This is a genomic window from Sphingobacterium tabacisoli, from assembly GCF_017908035.1.
Taxonomy (GTDB): domain Bacteria; phylum Bacteroidota; class Bacteroidia; order Sphingobacteriales; family Sphingobacteriaceae; genus Sphingobacterium; species Sphingobacterium tabacisoli.
Genome location: NZ_JAEQMU010000005.1, coordinates 369,357 through 390,941 on the forward strand (window position 1 = coordinate 369,357; position 21,585 = coordinate 390,941).

The window sequence follows — 21,585 nt, forward strand, 5'->3', positions numbered from 1 at the left end:
AACAACGACACCTAAAATGTCAACAATCCCACTGCAACCTGCCAATTCAAACGGTATTGTGACTTGGTAAAGTATTCATTACTCCCTGTCGGCCTGATATAGTTTTCCGACAGCTTGATATACAACTGCGTATTATTTTTAGATGGTTTAAACGTATACTGTGCACTTGCCCCAACATTGAAATAGTCCGCAACCAAATAGGCATTCGTAGGATACAGAATATCCTTAGCCACAAAATTTGTGGAATAGCTCTTTTCATCATACCTAAATTCGGAATCGATATGATGGCTATATCCCGGACTCAACTCTACAGCAAAAACAGAAGCATCACGAAATTGGAAATACTTCTTGAATATCAGATCATAGCCCAGACGATCAACAGTTTGCTGACTCTGGTTGATCGCGTACTTATTATCCCAGCCCGCATACATAACATTCAGTCCTAAATCCCAATTTATTGCCTCACCTTTCCATTTCGTAAAGGCATAGGAAATGTTACTATTGGTCACTAAGTTTGTGTTAAACACTGCTGAAAACAACGTAACAAACTGTCTGGTATCAACATCTTGATATTGGTGGTATTCGGTATTATCGACATTTTTCTGGTTCCAGGAAAATCCAAGCCTGTGCATAGAAAGATCTTGGTTATAGACCGCTTCAACATTTGCCCCGTATTCCCAATATTCATGCTTACCTGCTTCTTGAGGATTGGTGCTCCCATCTTTAGCACGCTCGGCATTATGATTCACGAAACCCTCGCCAAAGAACCGAAAAGCATCGCCTTTAAAAACATATTGTAAAGCTCCACCAAACTTATTCCCATTATATCTTCTCGAAATCGAGCTAGTACCGATAAAAGTGGGACTACTTCCAACGTACTCGCCTACCCCGATAAGTTTATACATATTATGTACGGTAGTCGTATTAACATTAGATACACTTAAATCCTCAACAAAGTATTCGTAACGTCCATTAAGAGCTATCGCATTTTGTTCATTCAAAAAATAGGTTACCGCAGGAGTCAACACCAGATTATTACTGGTACTCAGTGGCCTAGGATCCCGCTGTCGAGCTCCAGTAGATACCTTATAATCAAACCCCAGTCCAAAGGCAATCCGCTCATTCAAAATCGGAGAAGCAATCTTCGTTTCGAGTGCATAATTCTGTTTATTCCAGTCTCCGCTCAATGAGTCAACAACAATAAAAGGATTCAACCGTAAGGGATCCAGCTGTGTGGTATTACTCACTTTTTTATCCTTACCAAAGTCTAATCCAAACCGACCATACAGCTTCCAATTTTTTAATTCCTGAAAACGCTCCGTTTCGAAACCACCAAAACGACTTTCCGAAGCCAGCAAAGGATGTTTAAAGTCACCACTTTTCTGATTATAAAATACACTGGTATTTCCTAAATTTCTCAAATCATTGGTATTCAATAAAGAGGCATTCGCACTTTTCAGTCCGACCTCCTGTATTTTAAACCGATCCAGTTCAAAAGCAGTAGTCTGTGCACGCAACGCTCCAACACTACTCGCTATTAGAATACTTATTATTAATTTCTTGTTCATTGTTAATTCCATTTACGAGGTGAGGGTGTTAGATTAACTTCAAAATCTGCAGATGAATTGTTTGTATCGACAAAAATAGTGCGCCCATTGATTACCGTTTTGACTTTACGTCTTACCGACCGACCTTTCAAGGGAACCTCTGCTGTAGTCATGCTCGCATCTACAGAAATCGGCAGGCGCTTATTACTCAGAAATATTGTAGCATTGGCGGTTGCGTCCACACCGTCGATAATATCACTAACAGAGATACCTATATACTGTGTTGTTCCAGCAGTTTTAGCATCTGGTTCAAATCGGACAGGCAGTTTATCGAAGTCCTTGGTATTAAAAATCACCATACCAGCACCATTAATACCGATATTCCAATCAAATCCAGCGGTACTACCTGCAAACGCATGTACCATGTTAGGAACATCCGGATAATCTATATCTCGACCTGTAGGGTAATCCCAAAAAACTTCAAAATCTGCATCACCCAAATCAACAGGAGAGTTTTTATTCCCATTTGGATCGGATTTATGATTTAATCCACTAATAGCAATTACCAAAGATTTTCCGGGCTCAAGAAATCTCGGCTGACCTGTAGAAGGAACCATAAAGACCTGATTCAAATAAACCTCCTCTGGATAGGCTGTTAAGAAGTTATAAGGTGCAGATGCCGAATTATTAGTAGTCGCTCCAGCTCGTGTAGCACCAATATACAGACTATCAATCCGAATAGGTTCGTTGGAATTATTGTAGATTTCTGTAAAGCCATCATAGAGATAGGACGTAACCGCACTATAGTAAAACTCTCTAATGACCAGTCCTCCTGCTCTACTACTTTTCAGTTTAAGAGAGACTGTTTTCTCCTCATTCACGATAACGGGCGAAAGGTTTCCATTGACGAACATTTCTTCTGCATTTCCCAATAATTCCGATGTCTCTTCGGGGCTGTAAGCTTTCGATGCTGTTACCGTATAGGTTCCAGGAATGACATTACTGACGACTTTCCCCTGATCGTCGGTCTTTGTTTTAATCAATTCACCCGTAATATTGTTACGTAACGTGACCTCTACATTCTTGGGTACGCTTCCTTTAATAAATGCATCAGGAAACTCTAGCTGTAATGTAAGCTGCACAGCAGACACTGATTCAAAATCCTTTCTACAACTGCCCAACACCAAAACGAGAGCAGACAGGATCAATAAATATATCTTTTTCATTATCGGCAACACTTAAAATTTGATACTCAATTCACTACCAAAGAATATCGGAATATTTCGCTTTTCTAATTGATCTGGGTTACGTTTACTCCGTTGATAGGGTCTGTTATTGGTAATGTTATTCACATAAAAGGAAAAACCATAGTTCTTTCCAAACTCCTTGGTCACTTTAGTGTTGAATAGCCATAATGGCTTCCAGGATTCGGTTCTATAATAAGACTCTGCAACAGGCAAGAATAAACCCGATGTTTCAGAAATAGCAGCAATTTCCTGTTCAGACAACATCCGCGTCTCTCCAGCACCGCCTTCAACAATATCCATTACGGCATAAGGTCTAGACGTATAATTCAAATTCTTGTCCTTATCTGTCCAGATTGTCTGAGCCGTCAAGGTGATGAGGAGGCGAATTTCAGGTATTTGATGAATAGCCCGCAAAGTGGTCAAGAACCGTGTATATTCTTTCCCCCTACCTTCATAAACCCCCAATTTATTATATGGCTGGTTAGGGACACGCCGTGCATATACGAATGGATTATTATCAAACGATTTGGTATAAGCGTATGCTCCATTCAAGGTAAATGACGTACGTAAAGGTTTTACTTTACCAAAGTCAAAATCAAATTCAATCCCTCTGTTTACGATGTTAACGTTATTGCGCGGCACGTTATAATCTGTTACATATAAAGAGTCTTTGACTACATCACTCAATTCTGGTCGTTGTCCTGGTTGTTGAGAAGCTACCGTATATACTGGTATGTTTGTAAAATTATAATATTGGTACATATCCAATCCATTAGCGATTCGATCATCATAAGCTGTAATGGAGAATTTTTTATAGTCTACACCAATCTCTATTTTTTTGGACTTAGCCATCTCCAGGTTCTGGTTTTGTGCATCAAATACCCGCGTAGTTACCAAAGCAAGCCTTTCTGCTGGATCTTGTTTATAATGACTCAAACTGAATACATCCAGATACACCGGGTCGGGATACATATATATCAGAGATGGCGCCTTAGCGCTCCATCCGTACCCACCATGGATAGAAAAATCTTTAAATAGTTCATAGGACGCATTGATACGAGGAGAAAAAGCACTCTTAGCATCATCTCTGAAAGGCTGTATCCAATCGTAACGTAAACCGGCAACAATATCCAATGGTCTTCCAAACACATCTACTGCCAATTTATCTTCTGCATAAAAGGCAATTTGATTCAGTGCGGGAATATCCTCAAATCGACGGGGTCTGAACCCTAATCCCGAATTATTCTTAGGAGGCATATCTCCTGCGAAATATTTGCCCTGACCAAAATTCTTGTCCAAAGTATACGTCCCCCCTACGGTGATGGCATGCCGTGCTGCGCCAGTAGAGAAATAAAAATTATCGGATAGTCGTGCCTGTAGGTTCAAAGGCTTCCCTTTAATATAAATCTGCTGCAGGTAACTAGATGGTAAGAAGTCGACTTCATAAGTACCATCAACCAAAGCATTCGAAACAGCGAACAGCGAACCATTATTCATCATCTGCTGGAAACCATTCTGAAATCCTAATTGAGCTGATAGTACGTAATTTATATTCCGCGCAAAGCGCTTATCCAGATTCCATCGTCCATTAGTGGAGAACCGCAGATCATAATTTTCTGATTGATTAATAACCTGATTGATTGCTAGATCGGGATCTATCTTACTATCATCGTAATACCCTCCAAAATTCAAAGTTGTATTGGTATATAGATTTCGATTCGCTCCAAAAGTATTAGTATACTGCAAAGAGGTGTTAAAACGTTTATACGATTCGCTGGTCTGTATCTGATTATTAGCAGCATAAGTGTAATCTACATCAACAAACAATGCCCCTTGATCCTTACCTACAGCAAAACCTTGTCCAACCCAGCCTTGTTTTAATGTTGGGTTCAATCGGAATTTGGCCTGTAACGGCTGTACTGCTGCCTTTGTCTTAACATCAATCACACCCGATGTCAAATCACCATATTCGACAGAAGGAATACCGCGAATGACCTCTATAGACTCCACATTGTCTGCTGTCAACTGCCGCAAATCGGTTCCTCTCCCGGAAGCATTATCAAAACTAGACAATACACCACCTTGCGCTGTATTTACGGCTTGCATATCCGCATTATTCGACAACTGCGCACCATTAATAATAATAGACGTACCAAGGGATGCTACGCCCCGTGATTTATTATCGTGAGTTTTTCCTGTTGGGTCACTACCTCCCTGACGAATCATTGGGGTAGTAAGAGTCGAAAAAGAGGGATTATAGATAGCCTGTCCAGGTAATAGCTGTAAGACCTCCGCAATACTTGTCGCTTGTAGGTGTTCAATAGCCTGTCGGGATATGAAAGTAGAAGTCGCTCCCTTTACCTTTGAACGCTGTCCAATCACCTGAACATCGTCAATAGCAATAGAGTTTTCTTCCAGTTCAACCTTTATCTCTTGACCTACAGTGGCTTTTACCTGCTGTACTTTCATTCCAGCGTATTGTACTATCAGCGTATAAGTTCCTTGAGGTATTTTCGAAAAAACAAATTTCCCGTCTTTACCACTAGCCTGAGTCAGCCCCAACTCGACCAAGGTTACAGTAGCTCCTACAAGAAGCTTACCCTCAGAAACAACCAATCCCTTTATATCTACTGAAGACTGCTGCTGAAAAAAATATGCCGTACTAGTTGAGGCTAGCAGATGGCCCGTTAATAATGTGGTGCTCCATAGCGCAACCGAGAGAAATACTTTCTTCATAATGTGTGGAAAATCATGCAAATATACACTATTTAGAATTAAACTAAATTGTATCATAAAGAAAAATGCAATTTTATTCAACAAAACATACAAAACAGGCATAAATACGCTTAACAACTAAAAGTATCTCTTCACTTCTGAAACAAAATAGCGAAAGCTCCTACCCGCAACTTATCAGAAATGCTTAACTTTGTAAGTTATGCAAAACAAGAAGGAGCAAAATCCAAAATCTCATATCCAAATCAAGGGAGCACGTGTCAATAACCTGAAAAACATTGATGTTGATATCCCGAAGAACAAATTGGTGGTCATCACGGGCATGTCGGGCTCAGGCAAATCATCTTTGGCTTTTGACACGTTGTATGCCGAAGGGCAACGTCGCTACGTAGAAAGTCTGTCGTCTTATGCGCGCCAGTTTATGGGACGAATGCACAAACCCGAAGTAGATTATATCAAGGGAATAGCTCCTGCTATTGCAATCGAGCAAAAAGTAATCACGAGCAACCCGAGATCTACCGTCGGGACATCAACAGAGATCTACGACTATCTCAAGCTTCTTTTTGCACGAATAGGAAAAACCTATTCTCCGATTTCTGGCGAGGTGGTTTCCAAGAACTCGGTGTCTTCTATTGTAGATCGGATCTTAACCTCCCCAATAGATTCTACAGTCACGATTTTCAGTCCCTTGCATCCGACCAATGGGCGAAAATTGAAAGAGGAACTTTCTTTATTACTTCAAAAAGGTTTTGTCCGCATATTTTTCAACGGGGCTATCGAAAAGATTGAGTCCATAATTGATGACAAATCTGTTTCAAACAAAATGTTTAAGGCGGGCGATATTGAAATCGTTATTGACCGTATACGCCTTGATGGCGAAGAAGACACGACCACACGTCTAGCAGACTCCATACAGACGGCTTATTTTGAAGGTAAAGGGGAATGTACAATAGAGGTCGAAGGACAACGCTTTCATTTTTCGGACAAATTTGAATTAGACGGAATCACCTTTGAAGAACCTACACCTAACTTTTTCAGTTTTAACAATCCATTCGGTGCCTGCCGCCGCTGTGAAGGCTATGGCAAGGTTATCGGTATAGACCCAGACCTAGTTGTACCGGACAAAAGCAAGTCTGTTTATGATGGTGCTCTGGCCCCTTGGCGAGGTGAGAAGATGGGCACTTGGTTAGAGGCCTTAGTACGCACTGCCCTTAAATTCGACTTCCCAATCCATAGATCATATGCTGATCTTACCAAAGAACAACAAGAGCTTTTATGGACAGGGAATAAATATTTTAGAGGTCTGAATGATTTCTTTCAAGAACTCGAAGAGCAGACCTACAAAATCCAATACCGCGTCATGCTATCCCGCTACCGAGGCAAAACAGACTGCCCAGAGTGTAAGGGGAGCCGACTACGCAAAGACGCCACATATGTAAAGATTGCCGGCAAATCTATTGTAGACCTTGTACTACTTCCTATAGATCAGGCACTGGCATTTTTCAACGGCCTAACACTATCTGCAAATGAAGCCACAATTGCTAAACGTCTACTTTGGGAGATCATAAACCGTATACAGTTCCTGTGTGATGTAGGTTTAAGTTACCTTACGCTTAACCGGCTTAGCAATACACTTTCTGGAGGAGAGTCTCAACGGATCAACTTGGCAACCTCGTTGGGAAGTTCGCTCGTCGGATCGATCTATGTTCTTGACGAACCAAGTATTGGTCTTCACCCGAAAGATACACAACGCCTTATCAGTGTATTGAAAACGCTACGGGATATTGGTAATACTGTAATCGTTGTGGAGCATGAGCAAGAGATGATGGAAGCTGCAGATTATTTGATAGATATTGGTCCAGAAGCAGGAATCAATGGTGGCGAATTAGTCTTTGCAGGCACCTACGATCAAATACTAAAAGATAAGAAATCACTAACTGGTCAATACCTCAGTGGTGAGAAAGAGATTGCTATCCCTAAACAAAGACGTAAATGGTCGGATGTAATTAGCATAAAGGGTGCTAGAGAGAATAATCTACGGGGAGTTCATGTTGATTTTCCTCTTCATGTATTTACAGTAGTCACTGGGGTATCAGGCTCTGGAAAAACATCTTTAGTAAAGCGGATTCTGTATCCTGCACTGCAAAAGTCGTTAGGCAATTATTCTGGAGAACAAACAGGACAATTTGATGCTATCGAAGGAGATATCCATCAGATAGAGCAGGTCGAAATGGTGGATCAAAATCCAATAGGCCGTTCCTCACGTTCAAACCCAGTAACTTATGTGAAGGCCTGGGACGAAATACGAGCGCTATACGCAAACTTACCTGCTGCCAAAGCTGGTGGCTTAAAACCTGCTGCCTTCTCCTTTAACGTAGAAGGAGGACGTTGTGATATATGTCAAGGAGATGGAGAAGTAAAGATCGAAATGCAGTTTATGGCTGACATCGTGCTTCCTTGCGAAGCCTGTGGGGGTAAACGGTTTAAACAGCATGTACTAGACGTACAGTACCAAGAAAAATCGGTATCGGATATTCTTGATTTAAGTGTTGACGAGGCTCTCCTGTTTTTTACAGATCAACCTAAAGTTTTGGCAAAACTACAGCCTCTACAAGATGTGGGATTAGGCTATATCAAATTAGGTCAGTCCTCGAGCACATTATCTGGCGGAGAGGCACAACGTATAAAACTTGCTTCCTTTTTAATAAAAGGAAATAATAGTAAAAAGACCTTATTCATTTTTGATGAGCCTACAACAGGCCTACATTTTAATGACATACAGAAACTGCTCACATCATTTGACGCGCTAATTGCACTAGGTAACAGCATATTAGTCATCGAACACAACATGGACATGATTAAATCTGCCGATTGGGTGATAGACATCGGTCCTGAAGGCGGAGAAAAAGGAGGCAATGTTGTTTTTACGGGAACACCTGAGGATTTGGCAAAGTGTAAAGAAAGTTTTACGGGGCAGTTTCTCATTAATCATCTTAAAAAAGCTTAATTTGTAGTTCAACAGAACCTTTAAACAGATAAATCTATCAGGAATATCTGTCCTCCTGATAGATTTATTGTCCTTAAAACAATTATTCCAATGAAAAAACATTTCATTTTCTTTCTCGCGTTAGCTCTAGCGTTTGTCAAAGACGTAAACGCACAAGTAGAAAGACCTAAATTGGTAGTAGGCCTCATGGTAGATCAGATGCGATGGGACTATCTGTATCGCTTTGCAGATCGTTATGGCCAGGATGGCTTCAAAAGAATTCTAAAAGAAGGTTTCTCCTGCGAGAATACATTGATAAACTACATTCCTACTTATACGGCTATCGGCCACAGCTCGGTCTATACCGGATCCGTACCCGCTATCCACGGTATTGCCGGCAATGACTGGATTATACAGGCTACGGGGCAACCAATGTACTGTACTCAAGATGAAAATGTCGAAGGGGTAGGTACGACAGAAAAAGAAGGGAAACAGTCTCCCCGTAATCTCTTAGCATCTACAATCACCGATCAACTTAAACTGGCAACAAACTTTCAGTCTAAGGTAATCGGTATCGCGATTAAAGACCGAGGAGGTATTCTTCCCGCTGGACACTTTGCTGATGCAGCCTATTGGTTTGAAGCAAAATCCGGTGATTGGATATCTAGCACATTTTATATGAAAGACCTTCCTAAATGGGTCAACACGTTTAACAAACAAAAATTACCTGAAAAATATCTTAAACAGGACTGGAATACATTATACCCTATAGCGACTTACACAAATAGCATTGCAGATGATAATATCTATGAAGGCAAATGGCCAGGAGAAAAATCGCCAACCTTTCCTAGAAAGACGTCGGAACTGATGAAAGATGCAGGCTATGAATTAATAAAGACGACACCTCAGGGTAATACCTTGACGCTAGACTTTGCCAAAGCTGCAATTGAACATGAAAACATGGGAAAAAATCCAACGAATAATACGGATTTTCTCTGTGTCAGTTTATCAGCAACGGATTACGTCGGCCATCGTTACTCGCTGTCTGCTGTCGAGATCGAAGACACCTACCTACGCCTAGACAAGGACATTGCTAATTTTTTGGCTTATCTCGATAAAACAATTGGCGAAGGCAACTATACTTTCTTTTTAACTGCAGATCACGCAGCTTCTTACAATCCATTGTATTACACAGATCAACGTGGAAACGGGGGATATCTATTTACGAGACAAATACAGCGCGAACTTAATACGGAATTGGCAGAGAAATTTGGTTCTGACAAACTGGTACGAAGCCTAATGAACTATCAGGTACATCTAGACTACACGTTAATAGAATCTTTAGACCTAGATATTGATGATATCAAAAAGGTAATTATCAAAAACTTAAAAAATCAAGACGGGGTAGCTTATGTTGTAGACATGGAAGCTGGCGAAAACATGTTTTTACCTGCTCCTATCCGCGAGAAAATCATAAATGGTTATAATCGTAAGAATAGTGGCGCAATACAGATCATAGCGGAACCGCAATGGTACTCGGGTACCCCACGAGGTACAGGTACAACGCACGGTGTCTGGTCTGCATATGACTCGCATATCCCCTTACTATTCATGGGCTGGGGGATAAAACCTGGGGTAAGTAACCGATCTGTACAGATTGTGGATATAGCACCTACCCTTGCCTCTTTATTACATGTAATGGAACCTAACGGCAATATCGGCCACACGATTGTCGAGGTATTGGGACAATAGCTATTAAGCGTAATATTTCGTATTTTTCCTCAAGATAAATGATGCTATCGGCTGAGGAGAGCTACAAAATTTTAGATTCGAGCGCAATTATATTGCGTATAGAGGCAAATTTATGTAGGTTTGAGGTAACAGAATACAGACTATGATTTCAAAAAAGACTAAGTATGCGATAAAGGCCCTAATGGTATTGGGAAGGAACTATGGCAATGAACCGATGCAAATCGTCAAGATTGCGGAGGAGGAGCGTATCCCAAAAAAGTTTTTGGAACAGATTCTACTGGAAATGCGAAATGCTGGGATGCTATATTCGAAGAAAGGTGCAGGGGGCGGATATAGCTTGAATAAGGCTCCTGAAGACATCTATCTTTCGCAAGTGATGCGTCTTATCGATGGTCCCATTGCGCTCTTACCTTGTGTCAGCCTTAACTTCTACCGCTCTTGTGAGGAATGCACAGAAGAACATGCCTGTGGCATCCGGGATACATTTATCGATGTACGCAATGCAATGCTTCAGATTCTGAATGATACGAGTATTGCTTCTTTAATAAACAAAGAAAAAGAACTGAGTTTGGACTAGATCGGGATTACCTTAAAAAAGCAGTCCTAATATAAAAGAAAAGCTCCTCAAATATTGAGGAGCTTTTTTTAATCTCTTTATAACTTTATTTCTTCATCCTTCGAATTGAAGAAGTGAAATTCTGTTAAGTAATAGGACTGGACTGGTTTTACCTTTATCCATTTTCCATATTTGAAAAACCACTTGACTCGCTTAGAGATCAAACCAGACTTAATGTAGGCGTCTATATAAGGGTGTACACATAAGGAAACTCCCTTTTCGTTTTGCTCTTCGAGTATAAAACTCAAGTTATTTTCAATGTCATCGAGCAATACGATACTCGACCTAATTTCTCCCGTACCATCACAAGCAGGACATTTTTCATTAGTCACCACACTCATTTCTGGACGCACGCGCTGCCGCGTGATTTGTACCAAGCCGAATTTACTCGGAGGAAGTATGGTATGACGAGCTCTATCTTCGCCCATACATTCCTTAAGATAGGTATACAGCTCTTTTCGATTCTGAGGCTTATGCATGTCTATAAAGTCTATAACGACTATACCACCCATATCACGCAAGCGCAATTGTCTAGCAATCTCCCTTGCTGCCTCTTTATTTACTAAAAGTGCATTATCTTCTTGATTTTCTTTGCTTGCAATACGATTACCGCTATTAACATCTACAACGTGTAATGCCTCCGTATGTTCTATAACCAAGTACGCACCACCTTGCAGATTAACCGTCTTGCCAAAAGCTGCCTTAATCTGCTTTTCAACACCAAAGTGGTCAAAAATTGGTTCCTTATGCTTATAAAGCTTTACAATCTTTTCTAACTCTGGCGAAATCTCCTGTACATAGGATTTTGTCTCCTCGTATATGACAGGGTCATTAACATATATGTGTGTGAACTCATCCGTCAATAAATCCCGCAGAATGGTAGATGCTCTATCCATTTCGCCAAGGACCTTTTGCGGAGGTTCAGCTTTTTTAAGGCGCTTGGTAAAAAGCTCCCATTTCGAAATCAAATCTAGAAGGTCTTTTTGAAGTTCTTCAACTCCTTTTCCCTCCGACACTGTCCGTATGATCACTCCGAAGTTTGCAGGTTTTATACTTTCTACAATTTTCTTGAGTCGTGTACGTTCAGCGCTTCCTTTGATTTTTTTGGAAATAGAAACAGAACTTGAAAAGGGCACAAGTACAACAAAACGTCCTGCGATGGATAAATCCGAACTCAGCCGTGGGCCTTTTGTTGATATTGGCTCTTTTGCTATCTGTACAGGCAACAATACGTTCCGGCTTAATACTTCCGAAATTTTGCCTGCTTTATCGATATCCTTTTCAAGCTTTAGACTATTAAGCAGATTCTCTTGATAACTGCCATTCTTTACTACTCGCGTAAGCTTAAGTAAGGATTGTACCTGTGGTCCTAAGTCTAAGTAATGCAAAAAGGCGTCTTTATCGTAGCCTACATCTACAAACGCTGCATTCAATCCAGGCATAATCTTTTTTATGCGACCGAGATAGATATCTCCTACCGAAAAATGATTGTCTACCTGTTCCTTATTAAGTTCTACAAGTTGCTTGTCCTGTAGTAAAGCAATAGTCACCCCATTCTCAGGGGTCGAATCGATAATTAATTCCTTTACCAACAGCTACTAAATTTGGGGATAATAGCACCTCGCGCACTATCTAATTTCATCCCAATGAAACATAAATTTGTTTAAGAAAACTCCATCAAAAGATGGCCGTTTAACATTCACAAAAAACAAATGTTCTTCAATGAAAAATACAATCTATGATCAAACAGCTAAGTTTATCATAGATTGTATAGCGTCTCTGAAGACTAATCTCCTTAGACCATCAACAAGAACTATTTTTTCTTGTGTCTATTTTTTCTTAAACGTTTTTTACGTTTGTGAGTAGCCATTTTGTGTCTTTTTCTTTTTTTTCCGCTTGGCATAGCTTAATGTTTTTAAATAATGTTAATGAATTTTGTTAATTATTATTTACTCAATGCTTCTATCTGACGATCAATGTATTGAGATAAAGTCGGGTCTGCCGCTATTTCCTTGCTTTTTTGATAAGCCGCTATAGCTTCATTCTTAAGACCGATTTTTTCGTAGCTTGTAGCTAAATAAAAGTAAGATTCCGCATCTGGTTTTACTTCGATAACAGTTTTGAATCGCTCTATTGCTTTATCAAATTGTTGCGAACGTATAGAGAACAAACCTAACGTCTTATTGGCTTCTACATTTTTTGGTTCTGCCGCAACGACCTCTCTAAGTAATGCAATACCCGCCATAGGATTATTTGATCCCGTAACAAGTGCTGCTCCTAGTCCAGTCTTTGCCGGCAAACTGTTAGCATCTAATTCGACCGCTTTTTCATAAGCAGCAATAGCAAACTGATTCAATGCAGTAGCCATTACAGTATCCTGTTGATTGGTGTAACCTTCACGAAAAGCATCACCTGCTTTCAACCAGTATTCAAACTTAGGAGATAGCTGTGCTAGTTCCTGATAAATGAATCCTTGAGGAATCGGTTTGGCCACATCGTCCCATTTAGTCACTAATTGTTCTAGTAACGCAATTTTTTGTTCACCTTCAGCTTTCTCTACTTGGGCTTCGATAGCTGAAATATCTTGGGATAGGGAAGAATTAATACTCTGTTTTGCAATTTCAGAAACGCTCTTCAACGTGTACATCGATGATGAAGACTCTTCTGTCGTTGCCTCAGTGGCGCCTTTATTCTTATCTACCAAACCTTTAATAGGCTGAGCCAATAGTCCTCCCATTAGTACAACGACTAATGCAATAACGATAATTTGTTTGGTATTAAGCATAGGGCTAATTTAAATTAATTTTTTACTTTATTACCATTTTTTACTTTCTCAACAAAAACTTTTGCTGGTTTGAAGCTTGGCACAAAGTGCTCAGGGATAATAATTGCCGTGTTTTTGGAAATATTACGTGCTGTTTTCTCTGCTCTCTTTTTAACAACGAAACTTCCAAATCCTCTAACGTATACATTCTCTCCTTCAATCATCGCATTTTTAACAACCTTGAAAAACGCTTCAACCGTTTCTTGTACATCAACCTTCTCTAATCCTGTCTTGTTAGAGATTTCTGCAATAATTTCTGCTTTAGTCATATCTATTATTCTGTAATTATATTATTCCACCATAAACCCACATTTGGGGTTGCAAAATTATCTTTTTTAAATGAGCTTTGAAAATATTTTGAATCATTTCTCCAACATATTTTTTTCATTTTCAAACGATTACCCCCAAGCGAGACACAATCTGCACTTCAAATCGGACGCAAATCTACCATTATTTTGCTGATTTTCAAATATTTATTACTTTTTTGACAAATACGCCTCCGCCAAATAACTCAAGTCTTCTTCTTCATGCAATGCCGAGATCACAACCCTATTTAGTAGGGGACTATCAGGTAACGGATAGGGAAAACTGGAAATAAGAACGCTACGATGCAAGAAATTCCGATATAAATGGGCGTCACTTGATGTAAAAACAGGAAAAGCAGGAATAGAAGAAAGGCCATTATCTTCTTTCATCAACGCACTAAAAAACAAAATATTATGATGTAATTGACTAAAAGCATCCTGATAAAACTCTATTCCGTTGACAAGGGCATATATCCCCGCTGGAGATGGAGGCGATGCTCCTCTAAACATTGGATGTCGCCTTATCTGTTCGATTACCTCCCGCTCTCCCATTACAACTCCTGCATCTGTTCCCATTCCTTTAGCTAAAGAGGCAACCAATAAAACTCCAATATTAGGTTTATTGTGAATAAACTCAAGGTCAACAGAAATAGCGTCTCTCCGAGTTATCCCAATCCCATGCGAATCATCCAAAATAAAAAAAAGTTGTTTAGCTGGGTCACACAACTCAACAAATGGCTTAAAATCGTAATAGCTGGGTGCCAAATTATCTAACGTATTAGATACAATCAAAAAATTTGTTTGTTGGGAGGAGTTAATATAGGCAATAGTTGTGTCACGCCAATCTTCAAACGACCGACGGTCTGACAGCATACTGTCAAGCCACAAAGCAGGATGAGCATCCGGCGCATATAAAACTTCCCGACCAATCGACAAGGTACGTACTGCAACCTGTGCGGCCAAATAGCCACTGGATAGTAAACCCGCAGCACTAAAACCAAATCGCTCAGCCAAAGTTACTTCAGCGTCATCATAGATACCTAATTGTACATTATTGGACCGTGAAGTTCCATTGTTCAGTCCATAGATATCAATTCCTTTCTTATATAATTCAATATACTCTGGATTATCCAACAATCCCAAGTAGGCTGTCCCCCCAAAAAAGCGATATGGCTCCCCATCTTTGACTATTATCCGTCCTGTGGATTGGTGTAAGTGCTGAAATGCTGTCATATCGACTAAGTTAAATATTTTCCCGTAAAACCATTCGCCACCAACAATCAATACAGGTGATAATTCAGAGGCAAACTCAACCCAAGGGAAAAGCTAACCCCTTTAATTGGCCCGAAATATTCTTTAACCTTCAAATCAAAACCGTAGCCAACACCAAACTCTACCAAATTAAACAAACCAACACCAACTTTGGGAGTAATAGTGTAAGGCGTCACCTCTCCTTTTATAAATGGCCAGGCCCCTTTGGCACCCAAATAGTAGGTAACTCCCAACTCGGGCACAACGTAGGTTTTTCTATTCTTCCAGGTCATATTTGCTCCTCCGTCGACACGCAGATAATTTGCATAACCTAAATCCGTAAGCCCCCAAAAGGAAGCTTTCAAGAAATTACTTTTTTGATATTGATAGCCTAAAGAAGGGCCCCAGATCCATTTGTTGTGAACATTTTTTTCTTGCGCTCGTATTATATTGACTGATACGAAAAGCAATAACAATAAACCGAAGATGTACTTCATTCCTACGTTGTATTTAAATTATCAATTATATCCAGCAGAACCGCAGCCTGATTCATTTTCTCATCCTTCGCGGCGTAGAGTAACGTAAGCTCACCATCCTCTCCCAGCTTTTTCAAACGCTGCACAGCATCTATCTTTAAAATTAACTCTTCCCTATAACGCAAGATAAATTCTTCAAATCGCTCGGGCTGATGCCCAAACCACTTGCGAAGCGCTGTTGATGGTGCTATATCTTTGTTCCATTCGTCCAGTTTAGCGGCATCTTTACGCATGCCCCGTGGCCACAGGCGATCTATCAGCATACGATATCCGTCACTAGCATTCGGCTCTTCGTAGATTCGTTTTATCCTTATCATATGATATATCAAATTAACGCCCTGTCCTCATCAAAGGCATTCAAATATTTCATGATATAATAATCTTTATCTTTCGATTTATACTGCTGTATATATCTTGGATGTTCTAAAACCACAATCTCTCCAAAGAGCTGTATCTCCTTATTGAGCGTCTGGATATACTTGGCGTTCTTCTTCCCTAGAACAAAAACCTTAGCTGTATTTAGCCCCATACCCACATGTTTTTTCAAGGAAGATACCATAAAATCTTTCACATCCCGAAACAATTCTGGCGCATCGTAATAGTTAGCATTAACCCAAGCCCCAGCCTTTACCTGACGTACAATAGCTAAAGGAAATGGGGAGTTAATGTAAAATCTATTATAAAAATCGGTAGCCCCACCATAGGCTTCTATCATATCATACATATAAACCGAAGAAATTTCATGCGTATGTGCAGTATCCATCGAAATACCGCATATACTGGACAACCTCTTGGTATCTGTAAACGGAACTCCCGTAACCCCTGCCCCATGTCTACTGGGATTGATACCGATAATAAAATCTCGAGGTACGGTATCATTATAGTATTTCTTATAAAATTGCTGCATCACCAACATGGTTTCCGGATTATCCAGATAAGGGTTCACCACCTGGAATCCTTCTGGAAGATTACCATCATAATACAATGCACGATTAAACGCAATTACCCTATCTGCAAAACATTTTTCCATAGCTCTCTCTTTGCCGTCAGCCGTCGTACCCCCATTCTTCTTTTTCACACAGCGATTTGACCACTGAAACCTTATGACCAACACTAAAAATGACAAAAGCAAGTTACGGAATTTATTAGAATCGCAAGGGTAGGTGAATGGAACATTTGGCCATACTAAAATAGGTCTATCCATATTAATCCCCTTTTTTTAGTTTTTCAACAAACAAAGCAGGCTTTATATTTGTATCTTAGTAAATATTAAACAACATCTACATATGCGATTATTTTATTTATGCACTTTACTTTTGAGTGCAGCATCTATTTATTGCGTTCGGGCACAACAAAACCAGATTTTATTGGAGAATGTTCGAATATTAGACCAAAAAACACAGTCACTCACCGCCCCTAGTCATGTTCTAATCAACGGCAACACCATCGAAAAGATTAGCACATCGCCAATTACGGTCAACAATAAAGAGGTCGTAAAAATCAATGGCTCAGGAAAAACTTTAATGCCGGGACTGATTGATGCGCATGTACACATGGTTTTTGGCTCCCTGACAATGCCACAAATGGTAACGAATGACCTTTCGGAAGAGTTCCTTGTTAAAACGATAGGACAATCTGCACACAATATGCTAATGCGCGGTTTTACAAGTATCCGTGACGTAGGGGGGCCTATATTTCCACTGAAAGCCGCTATTGATGCTGGAAAACTTTCTGGCCCTAGAATATGGCCTTCCGGAGCCACAATCAGCCAAACGGCTGGCCACGGAGACTTCAGGACACCAGATGAGAAATCTAGGCGCTTTTTCGGAGTCGTGTCGCGAGCAGAAAGATATGGAGCCACATTCATCGCAGATGGACGGGATGAGGTCCTGACTGCAGTACGGGAAAATCTCCGTTTTGGAGCAAGCCAAATTAAACTCATGGCTGGAGGCGGAACATCGTCTGCCTACGACCCCGTAGACGTCACACAATACACACTTGACGAGATGAAGGCTGCAGTAGAAGCTGCTGAAGATTGGGGAACCTACGTGACTGTACATGCCTATACGCCTCGAGCTATTCGACGCGCTATTGAGGCTGGCGTAAAATGTGTTGAACATGGCCAATTGTTAGATGAAGAAACGTTAAAACTAATCGCCGAAAAAGATATTTGGTTAAGCCTTCAAAACCTGGTGGACGATACTCCCGACATGGACCCACAACGCATAGCAAAACGGAAGCCCGTAATCGAAGGACAGGAAAAAGTATGGCCTTTAGCAAAGAAACACAACGTCAAACTAGCTTGGGGAACAGATTTTCTTTTTGAACCAGAACTCAACGAACAACAAAACGATTTTATCTTACGCCTGCAAAAGTGGTTTACCAATGCTGAAATCTTAAAAATGGTAACGCAAGATAATGCCGAATTACTACAACTTTCTGGACTTAGAAGCCCCTACCCAGGGAAACTAGGCGTTATCGAGGAAGGTGCTATGGCTGATATATTACTGGTCAATGGAGACCCCTTGAAAGATTTGAAATTGATTGCCAATCCCGCAAAAAACTTTGTCGTGATCATAAAGGATGGAAAAATATATAAGAATACCCTAAAGAAATAGGTATACGGAAAACTAAAAAAGCCTCTCCTAGATGGAGAGGCTTTTTTGTGACCCCGCTGAGGCTCGAACTCAGGACCCACAGATTAAGAGTCTGTTGCTCTACCAACTGAGCTACGAAGTCATTAACACAAATGTAATATCTGAGGCTTAAAATGTCAATGTTTTTTTTGACTTTAATAATCAAAAAAAACAATCTTCATGAGACATAACTACTTCTTCTCTTCGTAAACGATGTAACTAATTACGTAATAATGCGGCGAGTTTTCTAGCATCTCCTTCGCTTCTAGAATATTTGAAGACAAATCAACAGTTCCACAGAATCGTTCAATATTATATCTCTTATCCCACCACGATGAGGCATATACCAATACTGGTATTTCGAGATTCAACACCCAATTCGTTTTACTATAACTTCGCCAACTATAATCCTGACCAAGCCTCGATCGATGTTTCTGTAGCTTAATACCCTGTAATGTTCCCGCATAAGATTCCACTTTTAAAAGGGTAAGACTATCTAAATCTTTAGTGAAAAAAGTGATTTTATCGAGATAATCGAAACTCATCTTATTCGCAAAAGGATCGTTATCCTTATAATAACGATAAGTGTTATCGTTCATCAAGCCTACGCTCCGCCTCTTGACACGCTCGCCATTCTGGTATTCGGTAAGAATTACATCAAAAAGATAACGCTTATCAAAAGGTTGTAGCGGTATATTGAAAATATTCATACCCAACATTTCAAGGGCTTTTAGAACCTGCACCTGATTAACGCTTTCTGCATTAAACCGATTATGCTCATCTTCCTTTTCAATAATAGTACGCTGGTCTTTATGATAAGTCTGGCAGAATACAGCTATGGGAAATAGATACAGCAGTAAAAGGAACGAGTAATTCTTCATGGATTTAATAATCTATCACTTTATTGCTGTAAATGTAACAGAATATATCCAATAATAGGCTCTGCAGTTCTGGCTTCATTATTCAAAAGCAAATAAACAGGCAATAGTACAGGTATCAGAAATAACTCCTATACATTGCCTAAAGATTCATGAACTGACACAATCCCTGACTCAAACATTAAACGTCCACTTATCTTACTTTTAACCTTTAAACTGTTTGTATTCTAGCCTGCTTTACAAGATCTAAAGCCAGCAAGGCTCTTTCTTCTAGCCCTTCGGCACGCCTAGGGTCGATCAATTTGCTTCCCATTCCTACAGCACATACTCCTGCTTTAAACCAGGCCCGTAAATTATGGAGTTCGATGTCTACCCCTCCTGTCGGTATAAAAAGCTGTCCTCTAAATAGCTCTTTTATCGCTGACATGTACTCCGGTCCGAGTATATTCGCTGGAAACAGCTTAATTAAAGCGGCGTCATATTCTTGCGCGGTGTAGATTTCAGTAGGTGTCATGCAACCTGGAATCCACAGCAAACCAGCTTCATTAACCAACTGTCCCACAACAGGATTAACAATCGGAGACACAATAAAATCAGCTCCTAAATCTATAAAAAGGGTTGCTTCCCTACTGTTTTTTATAGTCCCAATTCCAAGATATAATCCGGGCATCTCGCTATCTCTAATCGACAATAATTCTTTAAAAACAGTTTCTGCTTTGTCTCCTCTATTGGTAAACTCAAATACCCTTATTCCCGCTTTGTAGAGCGTCTTTACAAGAGCAATCGACCCATCGACATCATCATGATAAAATAAAGGTAATATACCTTGTTCTAAAATCGCTTCTAATACCGTTGTTTTCTTATTCATCTCTTTATTCGTTTTTGAATGCCTGCGACTGAACTCTCCGTCGCATCACTTGCTATAAATAATTTATCGAAAGCCGCTGCTGTAGCAAACTCCAGTGTGTCTCGCATTCCGATCTCTTGATACAATCCATATATCAGCCCCGCCATAAAGCAATCTCCGCTCCCCACTTTGTCAAGAATCTCTTCTGCCCGATACTCTTCGGAAATCAACAGCTGTTCCTCTCCAAAAAGGGTCGTAAAATATTGAATGCCTTTTTCCAAGTAATCAAATCTAAATGTATTGGCTACGAACTTACATTTTTCAAATCGCGACACTAACTCCAAACTTGTTTTCTTTGCCTGTTCTTCAAGCACCCCTCGCGCATAACTCTCCTTCACTTCTTTTAGCTCTGGGACCAATGAAGTGCCTAACATTTGCTGCGCAGCCCACACATTCCCCATAATAAGATCAGAGTAAACTGCTAGATCTGGCATTACCTCTATTGGTTGTTTCCCGTATTTCCATAATTTTGAACGGTAATTGAGGTCCAACGAAACAAAGATATTCTGACGTTTTGCTTCTTTCACCGCATCAAGACAGATATCGGCCATTTCCTGAGATATAGCGGGACATATAGCCGAAAAATGAAACCAGGACACCCCTTTGAAGATAGACGGCCAATCCATATCGGAACGACTTAAGTTAGCAAACGCTGAATCTGCTCTATCATATATAACTCCTGCATGTTTTACATCCTTCCCTTTGGGCAGATAGTATAACCCTAAGCGATTTCCCTGTAACAACATGTGGTCAAGATCTACTTTTCTTCCTTTCAAATGTTCTAAAATCCCCAAGGTTATATCATTTTGGGGCATAGCAGAGAGATACGCAGAAGGCAATCCCCATGTTGCCAGAGCTGACGCGACATTAAGCTCTGCTCCTCCAACAAAAAACGGCAAAGCCCCTGCTCCAACCCAATCCTGAGAAAGATCAGGACAAATACGGAGCAGAATTTCTCCAAAATTTAAAATTTTACCATTCATTACTTAAAAAATATAACATATTCCCGGGCATTATAATAACTTATATCCCGTATGATCTTACCACCCCATTCTATATCATCAGGGATTTCTCCCTTTTCCATATCCTTCCCAAAAATATCTCAGATTACCCTTCTGAAATACTTGTACCTAGGAAAAGATAGAAGGCTCCGAGAGTCGGTCAGCATTCCAATAAAACTACCAAGTGCAATTATCCACGATTTGAGTCTAATAGGCTAAAATCTTGTATTAATGATATCTAGAGCTTAAAAGTAAGCACAAGATAAATAAGATTTACAGTTCCACCTCAATATTAGTTACGAAAACGTTAGCGATGAATTTATTTTATGTATAAATATAATAGATACTATTGGCATACAGGCAAAA

The 21,585-nt window shown here is 40.1% G+C and carries 17 protein-coding genes, 1 tRNA gene and 1 pseudogene; 4 read left to right on the top strand and 15 right to left on the bottom strand.

Annotated features, from left to right (window positions below):
- Positions 1–11 precede the first annotated feature (11 nt).
- Genes JKG64_RS18425 through JKG64_RS18435 form a run of 3 tightly spaced genes read right to left on the bottom strand, consistent with a single transcriptional unit; the run spans position 12 to position 5,530 of the window.
- Positions 12–1,568 (bottom strand): DUF6850 family outer membrane beta-barrel protein, encoded by a 1,557-nt coding sequence (locus JKG64_RS18425; RefSeq protein WP_210355732.1) that lies wholly within the window; start codon positions 1,566–1,568, stop codon positions 12–14.
- 2 nt (positions 1,569–1,570) lie between these two features.
- The gene (locus JKG64_RS18430) at positions 1,571–2,773 is read right to left on the bottom strand and encodes a DUF4876 domain-containing protein (RefSeq protein ID WP_210355733.1); all 1,203 of its coding nucleotides are present in this window, start codon (positions 2,771–2,773) and stop codon (positions 1,571–1,573) included.
- 12 nt (positions 2,774–2,785) lie between these two features.
- A complete protein-coding gene (locus JKG64_RS18435; RefSeq protein WP_210355734.1) occupies positions 2,786–5,530 on the bottom strand; it encodes a TonB-dependent receptor in 2,745 nt (914 codons plus the stop codon).
- A 199-nt stretch (positions 5,531–5,729) separates the two neighbouring features.
- On the opposite strand from JKG64_RS18435, the gene uvrA reads away from it, so the two are divergent.
- The 3 genes from uvrA to JKG64_RS18450 all read left to right on the top strand — a co-directional run bounded on the left by uvrA (position 5,730) and on the right by JKG64_RS18450 (position 10,842).
- A complete protein-coding gene (gene uvrA, locus JKG64_RS18440; protein WP_210355735.1) occupies positions 5,730–8,534 on the top strand; it encodes an excinuclease ABC subunit UvrA in 2,805 nt (934 codons plus the stop codon).
- Between the two features lie 90 nt (positions 8,535–8,624).
- The gene (gene pafA / locus JKG64_RS18445) at positions 8,625–10,265 is read left to right on the top strand and encodes an alkaline phosphatase PafA (protein ID WP_210355736.1); all 1,641 of its coding nucleotides are present in this window, start codon (positions 8,625–8,627) and stop codon (positions 10,263–10,265) included.
- Positions 10,266–10,407: 142 nt separating this feature from the next.
- The gene (locus JKG64_RS18450) at positions 10,408–10,842 is read left to right on the top strand and encodes an RrF2 family transcriptional regulator (protein ID WP_210355737.1); all 435 of its coding nucleotides are present in this window, start codon (positions 10,408–10,410) and stop codon (positions 10,840–10,842) included.
- Between the two features lie 77 nt (positions 10,843–10,919).
- On the opposite strand, the gene JKG64_RS18455 is transcribed toward JKG64_RS18450, so the two are convergent.
- The 7 genes from JKG64_RS18455 to JKG64_RS18485 all read right to left on the bottom strand — a co-directional run bounded on the left by JKG64_RS18455 (position 10,920) and on the right by JKG64_RS18485 (position 17,001).
- Positions 10,920–12,473: an Rne/Rng family ribonuclease gene (locus JKG64_RS18455; protein ID WP_210355738.1), complete on the bottom strand. Its 1,554-nt coding sequence runs from the start codon at positions 12,471–12,473 to the stop codon at positions 10,920–10,922.
- Between the two features lie 353 nt (positions 12,474–12,826).
- A complete protein-coding gene (locus tag JKG64_RS18460) occupies positions 12,827–13,666 on the bottom strand; it encodes a tetratricopeptide repeat protein (RefSeq protein WP_210355739.1) in 840 nt (279 codons plus the stop codon).
- A 14-nt stretch (positions 13,667–13,680) separates the two neighbouring features.
- Complete coding sequence (locus tag JKG64_RS18465; RefSeq protein ID WP_210355740.1) at positions 13,681–13,974, bottom strand: HU family DNA-binding protein; 294 nt, start codon at positions 13,972–13,974, stop codon at positions 13,681–13,683.
- 207 nt (positions 13,975–14,181) lie between these two features.
- On the bottom strand, positions 14,182–15,243 hold the full coding sequence (locus JKG64_RS18470; protein ID WP_210355741.1) for a PLP-dependent aminotransferase family protein: 1,062 nt from the start codon (positions 15,241–15,243) through the stop codon (positions 14,182–14,184).
- Positions 15,244–15,290: 47 nt separating this feature from the next.
- Positions 15,291–15,758: a protein kinase family protein gene (locus JKG64_RS18475; protein WP_210355742.1), complete on the bottom strand. Its 468-nt coding sequence runs from the start codon at positions 15,756–15,758 to the stop codon at positions 15,291–15,293.
- Between the two features lie 2 nt (positions 15,759–15,760).
- Complete coding sequence (locus tag JKG64_RS18480) at positions 15,761–16,114, bottom strand: DUF488 domain-containing protein (RefSeq protein WP_210355743.1); 354 nt, start codon at positions 16,112–16,114, stop codon at positions 15,761–15,763.
- A gap of 8 nt (positions 16,115–16,122) precedes the next feature.
- Positions 16,123–17,001, bottom strand: coding sequence for an SMUG2 DNA glycosylase family protein (locus JKG64_RS18485; protein ID WP_246512666.1), 879 nt, complete (start codon positions 16,999–17,001; stop codon positions 16,123–16,125).
- Positions 17,002–17,083: 82 nt separating this feature from the next.
- Between JKG64_RS18485 and JKG64_RS18490 the strand changes: the two genes are divergently transcribed.
- On the top strand, positions 17,084–18,415 hold the full coding sequence (locus JKG64_RS18490; protein WP_210355744.1) for a metal-dependent hydrolase family protein: 1,332 nt from the start codon (positions 17,084–17,086) through the stop codon (positions 18,413–18,415).
- Between the two features lie 48 nt (positions 18,416–18,463).
- Here the strand turns inward: JKG64_RS18490 and JKG64_RS18495 are convergent.
- From JKG64_RS18495 to JKG64_RS18515, 5 genes and pseudogenes are all read right to left on the bottom strand, one after another.
- Positions 18,464–18,536, bottom strand: a tRNA-Lys gene (locus tag JKG64_RS18495).
- Between the two features lie 88 nt (positions 18,537–18,624).
- Positions 18,625–19,314, bottom strand: coding sequence for a DUF5041 domain-containing protein (locus tag JKG64_RS18500; protein WP_210355745.1), 690 nt, complete (start codon positions 19,312–19,314; stop codon positions 18,625–18,627).
- 208 nt (positions 19,315–19,522) lie between these two features.
- On the bottom strand, positions 19,523–20,179 hold the full coding sequence (locus tag JKG64_RS18505; RefSeq protein ID WP_210355746.1) for a beta/alpha barrel domain-containing protein: 657 nt from the start codon (positions 20,177–20,179) through the stop codon (positions 19,523–19,525).
- Positions 20,176–21,201, bottom strand: coding sequence for a sugar kinase (locus JKG64_RS18510; RefSeq protein ID WP_210355747.1), 1,026 nt, complete (start codon positions 21,199–21,201; stop codon positions 20,176–20,178). The genes JKG64_RS18505 and JKG64_RS18510 overlap by 4 nt, the downstream gene beginning before the upstream one ends.
- A pseudogene (locus JKG64_RS18515) lies at positions 21,201–21,431 on the bottom strand (glucuronate isomerase). Before JKG64_RS18515 ends, JKG64_RS18510 begins: the two are co-directional and overlap by 1 nt.
- Between the last annotated feature and the right edge of the window lie 154 nt (positions 21,432–21,585).